The organism is Streptomyces sp. NPDC050617, from assembly GCF_040654795.1.
In the GTDB taxonomy this organism is placed as follows: domain Bacteria; phylum Actinomycetota; class Actinomycetes; order Streptomycetales; family Streptomycetaceae; genus Streptomyces.
Genome location: NZ_JBFAIS010000004.1, coordinates 138,273 through 157,549 on the forward strand (window position 1 = coordinate 138,273; position 19,277 = coordinate 157,549).

Here is a 19,277-nt window from a genome sequence, read left to right on the forward strand (position 1 = left end):
CGCCAGGCCGCTGATCCGCTGGAGAACGCCATCGCAGGGCACTGCGACGGCTTACCGCACGCTGTCTTTATCGCACGAGCACGACCGAGTTGATCGGCGTGAAGTCGTACGGCGCGTACTCCCCCTTGCCGCGCTGCACGGGGTAGCAGTTGGTCCCGTTGTACCCCTTGCAGATCTGGAAGCCGGCGCCTCCGGTCTGGTTGTTGACGAGCACCCGGACGCCGGTGACGTTGGACAGGTTGTGGTTGCCGTAGCTGTAGAAGATGTTCTTGTTCAGGATGTTGCCGTTCGTCTCGCGGATGCAGACGGCGCCGGACGGACAGGGCGTTGCCGCGCTGGCGGTCGGAGCCACGGCGAGTCCGAGCGCCCCCAGGGCGAGAGCCATACCCGCGGCAGATGCAGCGAACTTACGCAATGTGTTTCCCCCATATCGCGATGTGCTTGTACGAGCATCTTGGCTCCGAAAGTAGCGCGAGCGACGGGGGTGCACCAGAGAGCCGAAACAGGCTGTGACCAGTGGTGTTGACGAGTTTCAAGAGACGGACGCGCCATCGGGGGTACCACGGATGTGCGGGTCTGTCGGAACGTGCTGATCCGGTCGGTGGCCGGGATGTCTGCTGTGAAGGGTGAGCTCGACGCCGATCAGCTGGTGCGGCACAGCCTGTCCGGTGGTGCGGCACAGCCTGTCCGGCGCGCTCACGCGCGAACGAGACGCTCACGTACGAACGAACGCGAACGCACTCCTTCCATTATCAACATATAACGCGTCCGGGGGCTTGCGGCAAGGCCCAGGCCGTACCGCACAATGGTCGACCTCGGCCGGAACTTGCCGAAATGGCCGGTTCACGACGTATGCGTTTCATTGCTGACGTATGGGGTGCTTCCGCCTTCGCAGCGGACGAGCTGCGTCACGGATGAGCTGCGTAGCGGCGAGAAACGCGAGAGGCCCGATCGGGCCGAAGAGAAAGGTGAACGGATGGGCAGCTATGTGCTGGGGCTCCGGGAGATCGACCAGACACAGGTCGCTGTCATCGGCGGCAAGGGCGCGCACCTGGGGGAACTGTCGCGCGTCGAGGGCGTTCACGTACCGGCCAGCTTCTGCGTGACCACGGACGCCTTTCGCCGCATCATGGAGAACGCACCGGTTATTGACGATCAGTTGGACCGGCTGGCGCGCCTGAGCCCGAACGACCGGGAGGCGATTCGCACGCACAGCGCGGAGGTGCGCCGGGCGATCGAGGGAATCGCCATCCCGGACGATGTCGCGGCGGCGATCAGCGGCGCACTCGCCCGGTTCGGCGAAGAAGCCGGCGAAGAAGTCGGTGAGGGAGCCGCCTACGCCGTCCGGTCGAGCGCGACGGCGGAGGACTTGCCGACGGCCTCCTTCGCGGGCCAGCAGGACACGTACCTGAACGTCGTGGGCCCGGCGTCCGTCCTCCGGCACATCAGCCGCTGCTGGGCCTCGCTGTTCACCGAGCGCGCCGTGGCCTACCGGCTGCGCAACGGCTTCGACCACCGCAAGGTCCACATGGCCGTGGTGGTGCAGCGGATGGTCGCCGCGCAGGCGTCCGGCGTCCTCTTCACGGCCGACCCCGTCACGTCCCACCGGAAGGTCAGCTGTGTGGAGGCCGGCTTCGGCCTCGGCGAGGCCCTGGTCTCCGGCCTGATGAACCCCGACACCTACCAGGTGTCCGACGGCGCCATCGTCGCCAGGGCGATCGCCGCCAAGCACCGTGCCCTTCATGCCTCGCCGGGCGGCGGAACCCAGGAGCAGCCGGTCGAGCGGGCGCGGCAGGAGCAGCCCGCGCTGACGGACGCGCAGGTCGTACGGCTCGTACAGCTGGGCAGGCGGATCGAAGCGCACTTCGGCCGCCCGCAGGACATCGAATGGTGCCTGGCCGACGACGACTTCCAGATCGTGCAGAGCCGGCCGATCACCACGCTGTTCCCCGTCCCGGAGACCGACGACCGGGCCAACCACGTCTATCTCTCCGTCGGTCATCAGCAGATGATGACCGACGCCATGAAGCCCCTCGGGCTGTCCTTCTGGCAGATGACGACGCCCCGGCCGATGGCCGAGGCCGGGGGAAGGCTGTTCGTGGACGTCACCCAGCAGCTCGCGTCGCCGACGACCCGCGCCGGCCTGCTCGACGTCGCGGGCAAGTCCGACCCGCTGACACGGGACGCGATGCAGACCGTCCTCGACCGCGGCGACTTCGTCCCGTCCCTCCCCGACGCGGACGAAGGGCCCGCCAAGCCGGTCCCCCCGAACACTCCGGTCCCTCCGAACACTCCGGTCCCCCCGAACACTCCGGTCCCCCCGAGCACTCCGGCCGCCGCGAACGATCCGGCCGACGAGCCCGATCCCGCGATCGTCCCCGAGCTGATCGCGCGCAACCAGGCGTCCGTCGACAAGCTGAAGCACGACATCCGGACGCGATCCGGAACCGCTTTGTTCGACTTCATCCTGGCGGACGTCCAGGAACTGAGGCGGCTCCTGTTCGATCCCCGGGGCCTGAAAATGATCATGGCTGGGATGGACGCCACGTGGTGGCTCAACGACAAGCTGCTGGAGTGGCTGGGCGAGAAGAACGCGGCCGACACGCTCACCCAGTCCGTCCCCCACAACGTCACCTCGGAGATGGGGCTTTCCCTCCTCGACGTCGCGGACGCGATCCGCCCGCACCCGGACGTCGTCGCCTTTCTCCACGACGTCGCGGAGAAGGGCGACGAGAGCGGGGGCGAGGGCGCGGACTTCCTCGACAGACTGACGGCGCTCGACGGCGGGCCGGAGGCACGCGACGCCATCGCGTCCTACCTGGACAAGTACGGAATGCGGTGCGCCGGCGAGATCGACATCACCAGGCCGCGCTGGAGCGAACACCCCACCACGCTGCTTCCCATGATCCTCTCCCACGTCCAGAACCTGGAGCCGGGCGCCGGCGAGCGCCGCTTCGCGCAAGGGCTGCGGAAGGCGCGTACGAAGGAACGGGAGCTGCTGGAACGCTTGCGGGCCCTGCCGGACGGGGAGCGGAGGGCCGCGGAGACCAAGCGGATGATCGACCGGGTCCGGGCGTTCGCCGGGTACCGCGAGTATCCGAAGTACGGAATGATCAGCCGCTACTTCGTGTACAAGCAGGCGCTGCTGGCCGAGGCCGAACGCCTCGTGCACACCGGTGTGCTCCGCGAAAAGGAGGACATCTTCTTCCTCAGGTTCCAGGAACTGCACGACGTCGCGCGTACGCACCAGGTCGACGACGACCTCATCGGCCGGCGAAAGGACGCGTTCAGGTCCTACGAAACGCTCACGCCGCCGAGGGTGCTCACCTCGGACGGCGAGGCGATCAGCGGATCGTACCGACGCGACGACCTGCCGAGCGGCGCGCTGGTCGGCCTGCCGGTCTCCGCCGGGACGGTCGAAGGGCGGGCCCGGGTCATCCTCGACATGGCGGAGGCCGATCTCGAACCGGGCGACATCCTCGTCACGGCTCATACGGACCCCAGCTGGTCGCCGCTGTTCGTCGCCGCCACGGGCCTGGTGACGGAGGTCGGGGGCCTGATGACGCACGGGGCCGTGATCGCGCGGGAATACGGCCTGCCGGCCGTCGTCGGGGTGGAGCGCGTCACGCGGCGGATCCAGGACGGTCAGCGCATCCGGGTCAACGGAACCGACGGGTATGTCGAGGTCCTTCCCACGCCGTGACGGGCTGAGCCGGCGGCTACGGCTACGGCGACAGCTACGGCTACAGCGACGGCTTCAGCGCGGGGGCCGCCGCCCTGCCCCGCCCCACGTCGGCGATCGGGACGCCCCGGTCTACGTCGGTGCCCGGGACCCCGCGGCCCCTGTCGGCGCTCGGGACCGCCGCCGGCAGGGCCACGGTGATCCGTAGCCCGCCGGCGCGGCGCGGGGTGAGGGTGAGCGTTCCGTCGTGTGCCTGGGCGATGGATTTGACGATCGCCAGGCCGAGGCCGACGCCTGCGTGGTCGGCGTGTACGCGTTCGGTGCCGCGCTGGAACGGTTCGGTGAGGATCGGGGCCAGCTCGGGGGTGATCCGCTCGCCGGTGTTCTCGACGGTGAGCACCGCCGCCTCGGGGCGGAGGGTCGTATGGACCCGCACGGCGCCCCGTTCGGGCAGGTTGTGGACGATCGCGTTGTGCACGAGGTTCGTGGTCAACTGCAGCAGGAGCGCCTGCGATCCGACCGTTACGGCGATGTCGCCGCTGGTCTGGATGGTGACGCCGTGCTGTTCGGCGAGCGGGAGGAGCGTTTCGGCGGCCTCTTCCGCCATGAGGGACAGGTCGACGTGTTCCCGGGTGAAGGACCGCTGTTCGGCGCGGCTGAGCAGGAGCAGAGCCTCGGTGAGGTCGATGGCCCGGGTGTTGACGACGTGGAGGCGGTCGAGGAGTTCGCCTGTGTCGTGGTACGGATCGGTGCGGGCCACGTCGAGCAGCGCCTTCGAGATCGCCAGCGGGGTGCGCAGTTCGTGCGAGGCGTTGGCGGCGAATCTCCGCTGTTCGGCGACGTGTGCTTCGAGCCGTGCGAGCATCCTGTCGAAGGAGTCGGCGAGTTCGCGGAATTCGTCTTTGCGGCCCGGCAGCCGAATCCGGTGGGAGAGCGATCCCTTGGCGGCCATGCGGGTGGCGGTGGTGATCCGGGTCAGCGGGGCGAGCATGCGGCCGGCGAGGAACCACCCTCCCACGAGCCCGAACACCAGCAGGAAGCCCAGCGTCGCGCCGGCGGCCGACGCGAAGTCGCGCATGAGGAGAGCGCGGACGAGCACTCCCCCGTCGACGCTCGAATAGGCGGGCAGGTGACGCAGGACGAACACCCACATCACCGCGAGCAGCAGAAGGCCGGCCAGCATGACGAATCCGGCGTAGCTGAGGGTGAGTTTGACGCGGACGCTCAGGCCGGGGGTTCTAGGCACGGTCTCCTCCGCCGTATCCGGTGCCGGGCGCCGCGCTGTCGATGCGGTAGCCGACGCCCGGCACCGTGGCGATGATCCAGGGTTCGCCGAGCCGTTTGCGCAGGGCCGAGACGGTGATGCGGACGGCGTTGGTGAACGGGTCGGCGTTCTCGTCCCACGCCCGTTCCAGGAGTTCCTCGGCGCTGACGACACCGCCTTCGGCGGCGACGAGGACGTCGAGCACGGCGAACTGCTTCCTGGTCAGCGCGACATAGCGGCCGTCGCGAAAAACCTCTCTGCGGAACGGGTCCAGCCGCAGCCCCGCGATCTCCCGTACGGGCGGCCTGTTGTGGGCGCGTCTTCGGTCGAGCGCCCTGAGCCTGAGGGCGAGTTCCAGGAGTTCGAAGGGTTTCGTGAGGTAGTCATCCGCTCCGAGTTCGAAGCCGGACGCCTTGTCGTCGAGGCGGTCGGCGGCGGTGAGCATGAGGATCGGCATGCCGCTGCCGGAGGCGATGATGCGCTGGGCGATCTCGTCCCCGGAGGGTCCGGGGACATCGCGGTCGAGGACGGCGATGTCGTAGGCATTGGTGCTGAGCATGTCCAGGGCCGTACCCCCGTCACCCGCGATATCGGCCGCGATCGCCTCCAGTCGCAGGCCGTCGCGAATGGCTTCCGCCAGGTATGGCTCGTCCTCGACGATCAGCACACGCATGCCGTCAAGCCTACGAGTCCGTATGTATCGCCGGCATATCGAAAACCGCATACGCGACGGCAACACCGGGCCGCCTTGGCTTGCGCCATGCCCAACAGCGAACCGGCCCGACCGGCCCGAACGTTCCGCCCGCCCCGACCGACCCGCGAGGACGGCGCACTGGTGCGCCGCGCCGTGCGCCGCCGCGGGGCCGGGACGGCCACGGGTACCGGCGCGGGCGCGGGTCTGACCGTCGTACCGATCACCGCCGCCGAGCACTTGGCGTTCGTACGGGCCCAGCGATCGGTCAGCTTCCTCCAGACCCCGGCGTGGGGCCGCGTCAAGACGGAGTGGCGCAGCGAGTCGCTCGGCTGGTTCGACGGGCGGCGGCTGGTCGGCGCCGGGCTCGTACTGCACCGCCCGGTGCCGCGGCTCGACCGCTTCACACTGGCCTATCTGCCCGAGGGCCCGGTGATCGACTGGACCGGCGAGATCGACGCCTGGCTGGACCCGCTGGCGGCGTATCTCAAGGCGCACGGGGCGTTCGCGATCCGGCTCGGTCCGCCGGTGCGCACGGACACCTGGAGCGCCGCCCAGATCAAGGAGGGCATCGCCGCTGCGGGCGTCAGGCGGCTCACCGAGCTGTCCGGCCAGGGCGCCGACCCGGTCGGCGCGCGCGTGGCCGGCCGGCTCAGGGACGCGGGCTGGCTGCCGCAGAGTCCCGAGGACGGATTCGGCGTCGGGCATCCGCAGTTCAAGTACGAGCTCCCGCTGGCCGGAAAGAGCGAGGAGGACGTGCTCAGGGGCGCGAACCAGGTCTGGCGCCGCAACATCAAGAAGGCGGCGAGGGAAGGGGTCGAGGTGACGGTCGGCGCGGGCTCGGCCGACCTGGAGGCGTTCCACGGCCTCTACGTCCACACCGCGGAGCGCGACCGCTTCACTCCCCGGCCGCTGCGCTACTTCGAGACCATGTTCGCGGCGCTGAGCGCCGAGGACCCCGAGCGGATCACGCTCTACCTCGCCCGCCACCAGGGCGATCTGGTCGCCGCGACCGTCCTGGTCCGGGTCGGCGCCCACGCGTGGTACTCGTACGGCGCCTCCTCCACCGAGAAGCGCGAGGTCCGCGGCTCCAACGCCTGCCAGTGGACGATGATCCGCGACTCGCTGGCGGCCGGCTGCGACGTGTACGACCTGCGCGGCATCACGCCCACGCTCGACGCCGACGACCCGCACATCGGGCTGATCCAGTTCAAGGTCGGCACCGGCGGCCGGGCGGTGCGGTACGTCGGGGAGTGGGACCTGCCGCTGCGGCCGATGGTCTACCGGGCCTTCGACCTCTATATGAGGCGGCGCGGGCGCTGAACCCGGACCCTGTCCCCCTCCCCCTCTCCCCATTCCAGCGCGTCCGCGACCTCGTCGAGGCGCGCCCCGCGGGAGGCTTTGACGAGTACGACATCGCCGGCGGCGAGTTGGCCGCGCAGCCAGTCGACGGCCGCGCCGTTGTCGGCCAGCGTCACCGCCCGCTCCCCCGCGCCGTCGGCGATCGGGCCGGCGCCCTTGCCGACGGCTGCCACCACATCGGCGCGGGAGGCGGCGTACGCGCCGACGGCGCGGTGCTCGGCTTCGCCGACGGCGCCGAGTTCGAGCATCTCGCCGAGGACGGCGATGCGGCGCCTGCCCTCGATGGCCGCCAGCGCGTCCAGGGCCGCGCGGGTCGAGTCGGGGTTGGCGTTGTAGGCGTCGTTGAGCAGCAGCGCGCCGCCCGTGAGGTCGCGCGGTTCCATACGCCACTTGGACAGCGAGGCGGCGGCCAGGGCCGCCGTCGCCGCGTCGAGGGGTACGCCGGCCGCCAGCCCCGCGGCCACGGCGGCCGACGCGTTGAGCGCCTGGTGGGCGCCGATGTGCGGCAGCGCGACGGGGGCGGAGGCGTCGGCGGTCCGCAGCGTGAAGGAGGGTCGGCCGAGGCGGTCGAGCGCCAGGCCGAGCGCCCGTACGTCGGCGTGCTCCGCCCGGCCGAAGGTCAGCACCGGGCCGTCCGTGAGCGGGCGCATGGCGACGACCCGGGGATCGTCGGCGTTGAGTACGGCCGTGCCGCCGGGCGCCAGCCCCCGCACCAGCTCGCCCTTGGTCCGGGCGATGGCCGCGCGCGATCCGAACTCGCCGAGGTGGGCCTGGCCGACGTTGAGGACGACGGCGATGTCGGGCGCGACCAGGCCGGTGAGTCCGGCGATGTCGCCGACGCGACGGGCGCCCATCTCCAGGACGAGGAATCGGGTCGCCGGGTCGGCGCGGAGCATGGTGAGCGGTACGCCGAGTTCGTTGTTGAGCGATCCGGCCGTGGCGACGGTCGGCCCGGTGCTCGACACCACGGCGGCCAGCAGGTCCTTGGTGCTGGTCTTGCCCTGGGAGCCGGTCAGCGCGATGACGGTCAACCCGGTCCGCAGGCGGGCCACGACGTGGGCGGCGAGTGCTTGCAGCGCGGCCCGCGCGTCGTCGACGACGACGGTGGGCAGCGGCGTGGGCCGGGAGCCGAGCACGGCCACCGCTCCGGCCCGGCCGGCCTGGGCGGCGTAGTCGTGGCCGTCGGTGTGCTCGCCGGCGAAGGCCGCGAAGAGGCCGCCCGGCTCGGCCCGCCGGCTGTCGAGCACGGCCGGCGCGGTCACCGTCACTTCCCCGTCACCCGCGCCCGTACCGCCGACGATCGTGCCGCCGGCGCCCGTACCGCCGACGACCGCGGCGATCTCGTTGAGGCTGAGCGGGATCATGAGCGGGTCCGGGCGTCGTGGGGGCTGACGAGGCGGAGGCTGACGGAGGGGAATTCGCTGTACGTCATGCCGCCAGTCAAGGCAGCGCGGTGTTATCGGCGCGTATGCGCATTTCAATATGCCGACGAAATACCGTCGGCGTGACGCTACTTCCAGGTAACATATCGCCCGCATATCGGAACGCGCATACGCCGCGACAACACCGGACCGCCTTGACTGGTTCCATGCCCCACAGCGAACCAGCCCGAACAGCAGACCTCCGCCGCTTCCAGTCGCCGGCGGGTTCTTCCTCATCATCCTCATCCTCCCCGACCGTCCCCGCGACGGGGATCACGGTTTATGGATGCGGTCGGGACGAGGCCGCGCTATTCCGGGATATGGCGCCCCGCTTCGGGATGGTGCCGACCGTCACGGAGGCCCCGGTGACCGAAGCCAACGCCGAGCTGGCCGCCGGAAACCGGTGCGTCAGCGTGGGTCACAAGACCCGGATCACCAACCCCGCTCTTCTCGCGCTCCGTCGAGCCGGCACGGCGTACATCTCCACCAGGAGCATCGGCCTCAACCACATCGACGTGGAATACGCGGCGAGCATCGGCATTTCCATCGGGAATGTCGCCTACTCTCCCGACAGCGTGGCCGACTACACGCTGATGTTGATGCTGATGGCGATCCGGAACGCGAAATCCACTCTGCGCCGCGCGGACATGCACGATTACCGGCTGCACGACGTGCGCGGGAAGGAACTGCGCGACCTGACCGTCGGGGTGATCGGAACGGGCCGCATCGGCACGGCCGTCGTGGACAGGCTCCGGGGTTTCGGCTGCCGGATACTGGCCCACGACAGCCGTCCCAAGACGGCCGTCGATTACGTTCCCCTCGATGAACTGCTGCGGCTGAGCGACATCGTGACGCTCCATGCGCCGCTCAACGCCGATACGCACCATCTCCTCGACCGCCGGCGCATCGAGCGGATGAAGCGCGGCGCGTTCGTCATCAATACCGGGCGCGGCCCGCTGCTGGACACCGAGGCCCTCGTTCCGGCGCTGGAAAGCGGCAGATTGGGCGGGGCGGCGCTGGATGTCCTCGAAGGCGAGGAAGGAATCTTCTACGCCGACTGCCGGGACCGGCCCATCGGAAGCACATCGCTGTCGCGGCTGCAGAAGCTGCCGAATGTGTTCATCAGCCCGCACACCGCCTATTTCACGGACCACGCCTTGAGCGACACCGTCGAAAACTCCATCATCAACTGCCTCGCGTTCGAAAGCAGGAATCAGCATGGCTAGGCCGAAGGTCGGCATCATCTTCGGAGGCTGTTCCGAAGAGCACTCCGTCTCCGTCAAGTCCGCGCGGGAGGTCGCGCGGAACATCGATACCGAGAAGTATGAACCGCTCTATATCGGGATCACCCGCAGCGGCGCCTGGAGGCTATGTGACGGACCCGACGCGGACTGGGAGAACGGAGACTGCCGCCCGGTCGTGCTGTCGCCGGACAGGGGCGCGCCCGGATTGCTCGTTCTGGAGCAGGGGCGGTACGCGACGATCCCGCTGGACGTCGTGCTGCCCGTTCTGCACGGCAGGCTCGGCGAGGACGGTGCGATACAGGGGCTGCTGGAACTCTCCGGAATCCCCTACGCGGGGTGCGACATCCAAAGCTCCGCCGTGTGCATGGACAAATCCCTGGCTTACGCCGTCGCCCGAGGCGCGGGCATCGCCACGCCGGAATTCCGGACCGTCGCGGCGGACGAGACCATCGACCCCGACCGGCTCGACTATCCCGTCTTCGTGAAGCCGGCCCGTTCCGGATCGTCCTTCGGCGTCAGCAAGGTGTCCCGGAAAGAGGAACTGCCGGGCGCGGTGGCAACCGCGAGGACGTACGACTCGAAGGTGCTGATCGAGGAGGCCGTCGTCGGCAGCGAGATCGGATGCGCCATCCTGGGAGACGACCCGGAGGTGTTCGCGGGCGAGGTGGACCGGATCGCCCTCTCCCACGGCTTCTTCAAAATCCACCAGGAGTCCGACCCGGAAAGCGGCTCCGAGAACTCCACGCCGATCGTGCCCGCCGACATCCCGGAGGCGTCGCGCTCACTCGTCCAGGAGACGGCGAAGGCCATATACCGCGCCTTCGGGTGCAGGGGGCTCGCGCGGGTGGACATGTTCCTCACGGAGGACGGCGGAGTGGTCCTCAACGAGGTCAACACGCTGCCCGGCATGACCTCGTACAGCCGTTACCCGAGGATGATGGCGGCGGCGAAGACACCGCTCTCGGAAGTGATCGACCGGCTGGTGTCGCTGGCGCTGACGGGGAAGAGCCGATGACAGAGGACTTCGTCTTCGTGGACGAGCTCATGCCCGGAATACGCTGGGACGCCAAGTACGCCACCTGGGACAACTTCACTGGCAAACCGGTGGACGGATACCAGGCGAACCGGATAGTCGGCACGCGGGCCCTGTGCGCGGCCCTGGAGACGGCGCGGGAAAAGGCCGGGAACCTCGGATTCGGTCTGCTCCTCTGGGACGGCTACCGCCCGCAACGCGCCGTGGACTGCTTTGTGCACTGGTCGCGGCAGCCGGAGGACGGGCGGACGAAGCCACGGCACTACCCGAATATCGACCGGGCCGAGATGTTCGACATGGGGTACGTGGCCGCCAAGTCGGGCCACAGCCGCGGCAGCACCGTCGACTTGACGCTGTATCACCTGGATACCGGTGAACTCGCTGCCATGGGCGGCGGCCACGACCTGATGGATTCCGTCTCGCACCACGGGGCGGCAGGGATCACGCGGGCCGAAGCGGCGAACCGTCGATGCCTGCGGTCCGTCATGGAGGAAGCCGGTTTCAGCTCGTACGACTGCGAGTGGTGGCATTACACGCTGACAGCGGAACCGCACCCCGACACCTATTTCGACTTCCCCATCGCGTAACGGAGGGCGAGCTCCCCATCGCCTAGCGGAGGGCGAGCCGACCCGAGGCGCCAGTAGCGCGGCGGCCCCGAGGTCATGCGCTGCGAGGCCCCGGCACGTACGGTCCGCGGTCCCGGGGCCCCGGGAGCCCTGCGGGTGGCGAAGGGGACCGAAGGGCCGGTGAGTTCACATTGATGGGCGGTACGGCGTTGAGCGGCGTTGTCGATGGGTACACGTTCAGCATAAGTGGCGAAAACAGCCGACTTGGGCCACGACCCCTTGGAAGGGCGTGCGGTGAGCGTGAGGGAAATGCGCCGGTTCCGGCGCGATCCGCTGGGGTACATCGAGGACCGCGCACGCCGGAGTCCGGCAGAGGTGTTCCGGCTTCCGTGGGGCGCCTGGTGCGTACGTGACACCGAACCGGCGCTCACGGTGCTGCACGACCCGGTTTTCCACGGCGGCATGTCCACCTTCTTCGGAGACATGCTGCCGTCGCGGGCCGCGCAGCTCACCCTCGGCCGCGCCGTCCGCAACCTCGTACGGACGCACTCGCCGGCCTACCGCCAGCGCCTGGCCGAGGCGGCGGCCGGGCTGGGCCCGGTCAGCCGGTGGCCCCAAGCGGGGCCGACGCTGGTGTACCGGTGCACGGCGGACGTACTGCTGCACCCCGACGCCCCGCCGGAGCTGCGGCGGCGGCTGGCGCAGGCGGTGACGGCCGGCCTGACTGCCCGTCAGCCGGGGATGCGGGAGCGGGCGCGGGCGGAAGTGCTGCGCCCCAGGCTGCTGGCCGCGATCACCGAACACGTCCGCGACCGCCGGGCGGAGGGGCCCGGGGCGAGCGAGCCGCGGGATGTGCTGGACGCCGTGATCGGCGCCTGCCCGGCGGAGCTCCCCGACGGGACCGTGGCCAATCTGTACGTGCTGCTGTTCCAGTCGATCGTGGGCAACATCGGCTACGCGGTGGCGTGGGCGCTCCTACTGGCCGGCGTCCACCATCCGTCCGGCCCGCCATGGCCGTGGCCCGCCGATGGGCTGGTGCGCGAGGCGGGCCGCTGCCGCCCGTTCGTCTGGATGGTGGGCCGCCCCGTGCCCCACGCTCTCGAATTCGGCGGCCTGCCGTTCGCGGCGGGCACGATCCTCTCGGTCAGCCCCTACCTGCTGCACCACGACCCGCACCGCTGGGACCGTCCCGAGCTGTTCCGGCCCGACCGCTGGAGCGAACCGGGCGGCCAAGGACCTTATCTCCCCTTCAGCGCAGGCCCGTTCACCTGCGCCGGCGCGGCCGTCGCGCACACCTTCATCACCGACGCGGTCGCCGCCCTGGCCCAGGACGCCCGCCTGACCATCAGCGGCGGCGACACCCGCCCCCTGATCTCCGGCTCCGTCCTCCCCCGCCCCTTCACGGTGCACCGCACCCTCAAGACCCCCGTCAGGCCCGCGCCGACGCAGGGAGACGAAGGGAGGTGAACAACGTGATCGCCGCTATCCGACGCATCATCCGGAACAAGCCCGCCGGTTACTGGGAGCCGAACGTCTGGCTCTAGGAGCCCCGGCCCGCCCCGGTGGTTCGTACGCCGTAGCCGACGGCGTACGAACCACCTCGCCATTCCCGCCTCCGGCCGCACGCATCCGCTCAACAGCCCCTGTATTCCCCGGCGTCTGATTACTCGCCCTATACCTATTCCGTTACTGCACACCCAATAGGCCCACGCGCGCCTTGGGCCTCATTGCAGTACTCGACACCGGTCTACAGGTATGGGATAGTCACCTTCGGTTGTATCTTGTTGAACAGACACAGACATTATCGCGGGTCAGTGGGTTGACAAACGTGTACGTCCAGGAAGTCGCGCGCACCACCTGGCGTTGAGGAGCACGAGTTGCCCATTTTCAGGCGCTTGATCTCGCCCGAAGGGCGCATCTGGGAGACGGGCGACATCGTGGCCCGTGTATTCGGCGCCAGCGAATTCCTTGCGCACCGCGGCATCGGGCCCGGCTCGCGGGTGATGCTGAGCGGGCCCAATTCCCCGGAATGGGTCGTGCATTTGATCGCGCTCATCCATCTCGACGCCTCGGTGGTCTTCGCCGATCACCGAGCCGCCCCGGCACGGCGATCGCAGATCCGCGCACAAGCCCGCGTGGTGCTCGAAATCGGCGACGGTACGGGCGATGCGGCGGCCCCACGGCCCGTATCGAGTACGGCGGCCGTGCCCGATACCGCGGCGTGGGCGCGACGCCGGGACGCCGCGATCTCGTGGTCCTCGGGTACGACAGGCACCCCCAAGGGCGTCGTCCGCTCCGGTCGTTCGATCCTGGACAACCTCGCGCTCAGCGCGGAGCGCATGGGGTACCGGCCCGATGACGTCTTCCTGCCCGTCCTGCCGTACTCCCACCAGTACGGTCTGTCGCTGGTCCTGTCCTGGTGGCTGGGCGGCGGCACGCTGGTGGTCTACGGACCGGCCACCCGCCTGGACCGGGTGCTCGCGCTCGGCGCGGACCACGGTCTCTCCATCGTGGACGGCGCCCCGTCGACCTACTACAGCCTGGTCAACCTGCTCGACCGCCGCCCCGCTCTCGCGAACGCGCTGGAGACGGTACGGGCCTGGTGCGTCGGCGGCGCGCCGCTGGGGCGCGACCTGCCGGCGCGGTTCCACGCCCGTACGGGCCGACGCCTGCTCGACGGCTACGGAGCGACCGAGGTGGGGAACATCGCGCTGGCGCCCCCTGACGACCCGGTCGGGTGCGGCACCCCGCTGCCCGGCGTGGTCGTCGAAGTCCACGACGACGATGGCCGGCCGCTTCCCCGCGGCCGGCTCGGCCGACTCGTCGTGCGCAGCGACGGCCTGATGACCGGCCACCTGGGCGATGACGGTGAGATCGTTCCGGTTCCCGGTCCCGTTCACCGCACCGGGGACATCGGGCTGCTCGATGCTGCCGGGCGCGTCTTCCCCGTCGGACGCAAGCACGCCGTGCACCGTGACGGCCACACGCTCTACCCCGACCACCTCGCCGAGCGGGCCGGCGAGTCGGCCGGCGCGCGGACGGAGGTCGTCGCCGTCCCCGACGAGCGCCGGGGCTGTCATCTGGTGTTCGTGATCGCGGACCCGGACGGCCACGCCCCCGCGCACTGGAAACGGATGCTGCGCCCCGTGCTCGCCCGCTACGAGCAGCCCGACCACATCGTCGTGCTTCCGTCGCTGCCCCTCACGAGTACGGGCAAGCCCGACCTTGCCGTACTGGAGAAGATCGCCATGACCTCGCTGCCCACGGCGCACCACACGGCTGCCGCCGACGCCGACGCCGACGCCACGTCGGGTTCCACCGTCGGCGCGACCACGTCCGATTCCGACGCCGACGCGACCACGTCCGGTTCCGCCGTCGGCGCGGCCGCATCCGGTTCTGCCGCCGACGCCTCCACGTCCGATCCCGACGCCGACGCGACCGGCTACCGCGTCCCCTTCGCCGACCGCCTCGACGCGCTGCGCGCGGTGCGCCGGTACGTGGCCGACAACGAAGACGCGGTGAGGGGAATCCTCACCGAGATGTCGCCCCACCGCACCGCCGAGGCGGAGATCCGTTCGTTCCTCGCCACGCTCGACGGAGCGGAGGAAGAGATCCGCCGGGTCCGGCCCGGCCGCGTGCCACGGGCCGCGGTGTTCACGCCCTCCAACATCCCGCTCTATTCGTACGCGCTGTACATGCTCGTGGCGTCCCTCTACACCGAAAGAATCGCCTTTCGGCCGTCCTCCGGGATCGAAAGCCAAATGCGGCGCCTGCACGCTCTCCTGGCGCCCGTCCACGGTTTACCCGTCGAGTTATGCGAACTCAGCCGGCGCAAGTTCGTCACGGGCCCGGCGCGCGAGGCGGACGTCATCGTTTTCACCGGAAATTACTCCAACGCCGAGACCGTGCGTGAAGGACTGGCGGAGGATCAGCTCTTCCTCTTCTTCGGTCGCGGCATCAACCCCTTCGTGATCGCGCCCGATGCCGACCTCAAGCACGCCGTACGAGACGTCACGGAAATACGTCTCCACAATTCGGGCCAGGACTGCTTCGGCCCCGACGTCGTGTTCGCGCCGCAGGGCCGCACCGAGGAATTCGTCGACCTGCTGTCCGCCCATCTGACGTCGCTGCGATTCGGACAGAACACCGACCCTGCCGCCGACTACGGCCCTCTCTGCTACGACTCGGCGCTGGTCAACTGCTCGGACTACCTGGTGCGTCATGTGAGCCGCATACGACACGGCGGGCGCATCGATCTGCCGTCCCGCAAGGTCGAGCCGACCGTGCTGTCATGGGCCTTCGACGACAAGATCCCTCTTGACGAGATGTTCGCCCCGGTGTTCAACGTCGTGTCCTACCCCAGTGCGAGACGGCTGCGGGAGCGGCTGGCGAACCCGTACTTCGGCGAACGCGCGCTGGGAGCGATGGTCTACGGAAACGACCCGGAGACGGTGGAAGTCCTGTCCAAACGGCACCGGACCTGCGTCGGCCACACGCTGCTCGACGCCGAGGACGGCAACCGCCCGTTCGGCGGATTCGGGATGATGGCGAACTACATCGCGTACGGCGGCGAGCGGCACGCCGCACCACTGCTCATGTCGCAGGCCGTGGCGGAGAACCTCCCGGCGTCCGCCGCCCCCGTCGCGGTGCGCGGGACGTGGCCCGGGTGAGCGGGGCTCGGGCGGACGGGACCCAGGAGGCTGACGGCCAGGTGAGCGGGGGCCGGGCGGGCAGGGCCCCGGCGGGCGAGGGCCGGGCGAGCGTACGGTACGCCGACGCGTGGTCCGCGATCGTCGGCGTGCTGGTGGCGAACGGGGTGGACACCTGCTTCGGACTGCCCGGCGACGACCTGGAGTTGCCGCGCGCCCTCGACGCGGCCGGTCTGGACCTCGTACCGTGCCGTGACCAGCGCAACGCGATGTACATGGCGATCGGCTACGCGTTGCAGTCGGGCCGGCTCGCCGTATGCGCGCTGGGCAAGGGACCGGCCGTCACGCACGCGGCCACGGGGCTGCTGGAGGCGCGGGAGTCCGGTGCGCCGGTCCTCGTCATCGCCGCGGGTGCGCCCGAACGGCGCCGGGGCAGCGGCGGATTCCAGGAACTCGACCAGGTCGCCGTGGCGGCTCCCCTCGTACGGTGGGCGCACCGGGTGGGCCATCCCGACCGGGTCGTCCCCGCGGCGGTGACGGCGCTGACCCGAGCCGTGGGACCGCCGCCCGGCCCCGTGTACCTGGAGGTGCCCGACGACGTCCGCACGGCGGAGATCGTCGTCACCGGACCGCTGCCGACGCTGCCCGAACCTCTGATCCTCGAACCCGTCCCTGTTCCTGTTCCTGGTCCCGTTTCCGTGGCGCGCGGGCCGGCGCTGGCGGCGATCCTCGCGAGCCGGCGTCCGGTGGTGCTGGTGGGCGGCGGAATGCGGCACCGCAACGGCGACGCTGTGGTCGAGGGCTTCGCCGAACGCCTCGGCGCGGCGCTCTTCACCACCGCGTCCGGCCGCGGCGCCGTCGACGAGCGCCACCCGCTGTTCTGCGGCGTGGCGGGCCTCTACGCCGCGGCCCCCGCCCGTGAACTGTGGTCCTCCTGCGACTTGGTGGTGTCGCTCGCCGGGCGGCTGGAGGAGACGGTCGTCGAAGGCGGAACGCCGTGGCCCCCGGTCGCGGTGGTGCAGGTCAACATCGATCCGGGCGGCCTGTCGGCCGAGTTCCGGGGCCCGCGCGTGCTCGGAGACGCCCGGCACGCCGTGCTCGGCTGGTCGTGGGCGCTGGACGAGGACCGTAAGGCCGAACACGCGGACACGGCGGAAGCAGCGGAAGCAGCGGAAGCAGCGGACGTGACGGGTGTGACGGATATTGAGGGCGCGACGGACGCAACGGACGCGACGGACACGGCAGGCGAGGCGGGCGCGGCTGAGGTGTGGGCGAACGATATCGCCGCCGCCCGCCACGCCATGACGCTTGAGGCGGAAGCGGAGTTGGCCCGCGCGGCGGCGCTGCCGGAGATCCGCATCGCCGAACTGCTCGCCGCGCTCGACGCCACCGCCGGCGGGCCCCGCGTGCTGGTCCAGGAGAACGGGTTGCAGGACATGTGGTCCTACGGCTTCCCGTTCCGGGTCGGCGGAGGGGCCATCGTGCCGTCGGAGCAGACCCCCTTGGGCTTCGGAGCGGCCGCGGCCATCGGGGTCAAGCGGGCCGCCCCGGACCACGAGGTCACCGCGTTCGTCGGGGACGGAGCGTTCCTCGCGGCCCGCGCGGACATCGCCGTCACCGCCGCGGCCCACGGCGGCGTGCTGTACGTGGTGCTGTGCAACGGCGGTTACGGCTGGCTGGACGCCCAGCGCGCCCGCCTCGGCCTCGACGCCGACCGCTTCCCCTTCGCCCGCCCGGACGCGCCGCCGCCCGTGGTGGACGGGCCCGGCGTCCACTGCCGAGTGCTGCGCGACAAGGCCGCGCTGACCGAGGAGTTCCGCGCCGCGCGGCGGTTCTGCGCGCAGGGAGGCACGGCCGTGCTCATGGTGCCGGTCGCCCCCGGCGACGTCCTCCCGGCCCTCCGCGACGCCGGGGCGGTCCCCCAGTGACGTACGCGGGAGAGCGGGGCGGCGGCGGGCGCGGCCGGGCCCGGCGCCGGGTGGTGGTCACCGGGTACGGGGCGGTCACGCCGCTGGGCCACAGCGTCCCCGAGACGTGGGCGGCGATGCTGGCCGGGCGCAGTGGCATCGACACGGTGGACGACGCGATCGACGTGACCGGTCTCGGGGTCCGCATCGGCGGCCAGGTCCGCGGGTTCACGCCCGGCCGCTACATGCCCCCGAGGGTCAGCCGGCGCGCCGACCCGTACGCGCAGTACGCCCTCGCCGCGGCCCTGGAGGCGTGCGAGCACGCGGGGCTCGTCGTCGACGAGCGCCTGGCGCCGCGCGTCGCCGTGATCATCGGCAGCGGCTACGGCCCGGTGGGGTCGATCTACCGCGCCGCGAACACGCTGCGCGACAAGGGGCCTCGGGCCATCGGCCCGTTCACCCAGGTCACGACGGCCATGGACAGCGCTGTCGGCGAGATCAGCATGCGTCTGGGCACCCAGGGGCCCAGCCGTGCGCAGAGCACGGCGTGCGCCAGCGGCGCGGATGCGGTGGGCGCGGGGATGCGCATGATCAGCAATGGGGAGGCCGATGTCGTCCTGGCCGGCGGCGCCGACGCCTGCGTCACGGCCGTGGATCTCGCGGGCAGCGGCAACGCCCGCGCGCTGTCCAAACGCAACGACGAACCGGCCGCGGCGTGCCGGCCGTTCGACGCGCACCGCGACGGGTTCGTGATGAGCGAGGGGGCCGCCGTGGTGGTGCTGGAGGCCGCCGAGGCGGCCGCCGGGCGAGGGGCTGCGGCGTTGGCCGAACTCGCGGGGTACGGGGCGACGTCCGACGCCCATCACTGGACCGCCCCGCATCCGGAGGGCCGGGGCGCTTGCCTCGCCGTCGAGGCGGCGCTGCGCGACGCGGGCATAGCGGGTTCGGACGTGGACTACGTCAACGCCCACGGCACCGGAACGCTGCTGAACGACGCCACCGAGACAGCCGTCCTGCACAAGGTGCTGGGCGACCGCGTCACCCGAATCCCCGTCAGCTCCACCAAGTCGATGACCGGGCACATGATCGGCGCCGCCGGGGCGGTCGAGCTCGTGGCGTCGATCCAGGCCCTCCGCACGGGCGATGTCCCGCCGACGGTCAACTGCGACGAGCCGATCGACCCGGACATCAACTTCGTGCCGCACCGGGCGCAGCACCACGGGCGGCTGCGGATCGCTCTCAGCAATTCGTTCGGCTTCGGCGGCCACAATGCCGCTCTCGTGATCCGAGCGGTGTGAGGTCCCGGCTGTGAACAGTCGTCTTCCGGAAGCGGGCACGGGTGCGGATGCGGATGCGGATGCGGATGCGAGCGCGGGTACGAGTGCGGGGGTGGGGGTGGGCTCGTGCTCGGACACGGGCTCGGGTACGGACACAGGCACAGGCACCGGCATGGGTACG

13 protein-coding genes are annotated in these 19,277 nt (G+C 70.6%); 9 read left to right on the forward strand and 4 right to left on the reverse strand.

Annotation, left to right across the window (positions count from 1 at the left end):
* Window positions 1-67: 67 nt before the first annotated feature.
* Window positions 68-385 (reverse strand): hypothetical protein, encoded by a 318-nt coding sequence (locus AB0I49_RS07515; RefSeq protein WP_363225874.1) that lies wholly within the window; start codon window positions 383-385, stop codon window positions 68-70.
* Window positions 386-976: 591 nt separating this feature from the next.
* Here AB0I49_RS07515 and rph point away from each other — a divergent pair.
* Window positions 977-3,703, forward strand: a complete 2,727-nt coding sequence (rph, locus tag AB0I49_RS07520) for a rifamycin-inactivating phosphotransferase (RefSeq protein WP_363225875.1) — start codon at window positions 977-979, stop codon at window positions 3,701-3,703.
* Window positions 3,704-3,743: 40 nt separating this feature from the next.
* On the opposite strand, the gene AB0I49_RS07525 is transcribed toward rph, so the two are convergent.
* The gene (locus AB0I49_RS07525; RefSeq protein ID WP_363225876.1) at window positions 3,744-4,928 is read right to left on the reverse strand and encodes a HAMP domain-containing sensor histidine kinase; all 1,185 of its coding nucleotides are present in this window, start codon (window positions 4,926-4,928) and stop codon (window positions 3,744-3,746) included.
* The gene (locus AB0I49_RS07530) at window positions 4,921-5,619 is read right to left on the reverse strand and encodes a response regulator transcription factor (RefSeq protein ID WP_363225877.1); all 699 of its coding nucleotides are present in this window, start codon (window positions 5,617-5,619) and stop codon (window positions 4,921-4,923) included. The genes AB0I49_RS07525 and AB0I49_RS07530 overlap by 8 nt, the downstream gene beginning before the upstream one ends.
* An 87-nt stretch (window positions 5,620-5,706) precedes the next feature.
* Between AB0I49_RS07530 and AB0I49_RS07535 the strand changes: the two genes are divergently transcribed.
* On the forward strand, window positions 5,707-6,960 hold the full coding sequence (locus AB0I49_RS07535; RefSeq protein ID WP_363225878.1) for a peptidoglycan bridge formation glycyltransferase FemA/FemB family protein: 1,254 nt from the start codon (window positions 5,707-5,709) through the stop codon (window positions 6,958-6,960).
* Here the strand turns inward: AB0I49_RS07535 and murF are convergent.
* Window positions 6,936-8,363, reverse strand: coding sequence for a UDP-N-acetylmuramoyl-tripeptide--D-alanyl-D-alanine ligase (murF, locus tag AB0I49_RS07540; protein ID WP_363225879.1), 1,428 nt, complete (start codon window positions 8,361-8,363; stop codon window positions 6,936-6,938). The genes AB0I49_RS07535 and murF overlap by 25 nt on opposite strands.
* A gap of 224 nt (window positions 8,364-8,587) precedes the next feature.
* Between murF and vanH the strand changes: the two genes are divergently transcribed.
* The 7 genes from vanH (at window position 8,588) to fabF (ending at window position 19,117) form a co-directional block, all read left to right on the forward strand.
* Window positions 8,588-9,646, forward strand: a complete 1,059-nt coding sequence (vanH, locus tag AB0I49_RS07545) for a D-lactate dehydrogenase VanH (RefSeq protein WP_363225880.1) — start codon at window positions 8,588-8,590, stop codon at window positions 9,644-9,646.
* The gene (gene vanA-Sc, locus AB0I49_RS07550; protein WP_363225881.1) at window positions 9,639-10,679 is read left to right on the forward strand and encodes a D-alanine--(R)-lactate ligase VanA-Sc; all 1,041 of its coding nucleotides are present in this window, start codon (window positions 9,639-9,641) and stop codon (window positions 10,677-10,679) included. Before vanH ends, vanA-Sc begins: the two co-directional genes overlap by 8 nt.
* Entirely contained in the window at window positions 10,676-11,284 is a 609-nt protein-coding gene (gene vanX / locus AB0I49_RS07555) for a D-Ala-D-Ala dipeptidase VanX (protein WP_363225882.1), read from the forward strand. Before vanA-Sc ends, vanX begins: the two co-directional genes overlap by 4 nt.
* 273 nt (window positions 11,285-11,557) lie before the next feature.
* On the forward strand, window positions 11,558-12,730 hold the full coding sequence (locus tag AB0I49_RS07560) for a cytochrome P450 (RefSeq protein ID WP_363225883.1): 1,173 nt from the start codon (window positions 11,558-11,560) through the stop codon (window positions 12,728-12,730).
* Window positions 12,731-13,140: 410 nt separating this feature from the next.
* Window positions 13,141-15,933, forward strand: coding sequence for an aldehyde dehydrogenase family protein (locus AB0I49_RS07565; protein ID WP_363225884.1), 2,793 nt, complete (start codon window positions 13,141-13,143; stop codon window positions 15,931-15,933).
* 41 nt (window positions 15,934-15,974) lie between these two features.
* On the forward strand, window positions 15,975-17,840 hold the full coding sequence (locus tag AB0I49_RS07570; protein ID WP_363225885.1) for a thiamine pyrophosphate-binding protein: 1,866 nt from the start codon (window positions 15,975-15,977) through the stop codon (window positions 17,838-17,840).
* Window positions 17,837-19,117: a beta-ketoacyl-ACP synthase II gene (gene fabF / locus AB0I49_RS07575; protein WP_363225886.1), complete on the forward strand. Its 1,281-nt coding sequence runs from the start codon at window positions 17,837-17,839 to the stop codon at window positions 19,115-19,117. The genes AB0I49_RS07570 and fabF overlap by 4 nt, the downstream gene beginning before the upstream one ends.
* The last annotated feature ends 160 nt before the right edge of the window (window positions 19,118-19,277 follow it).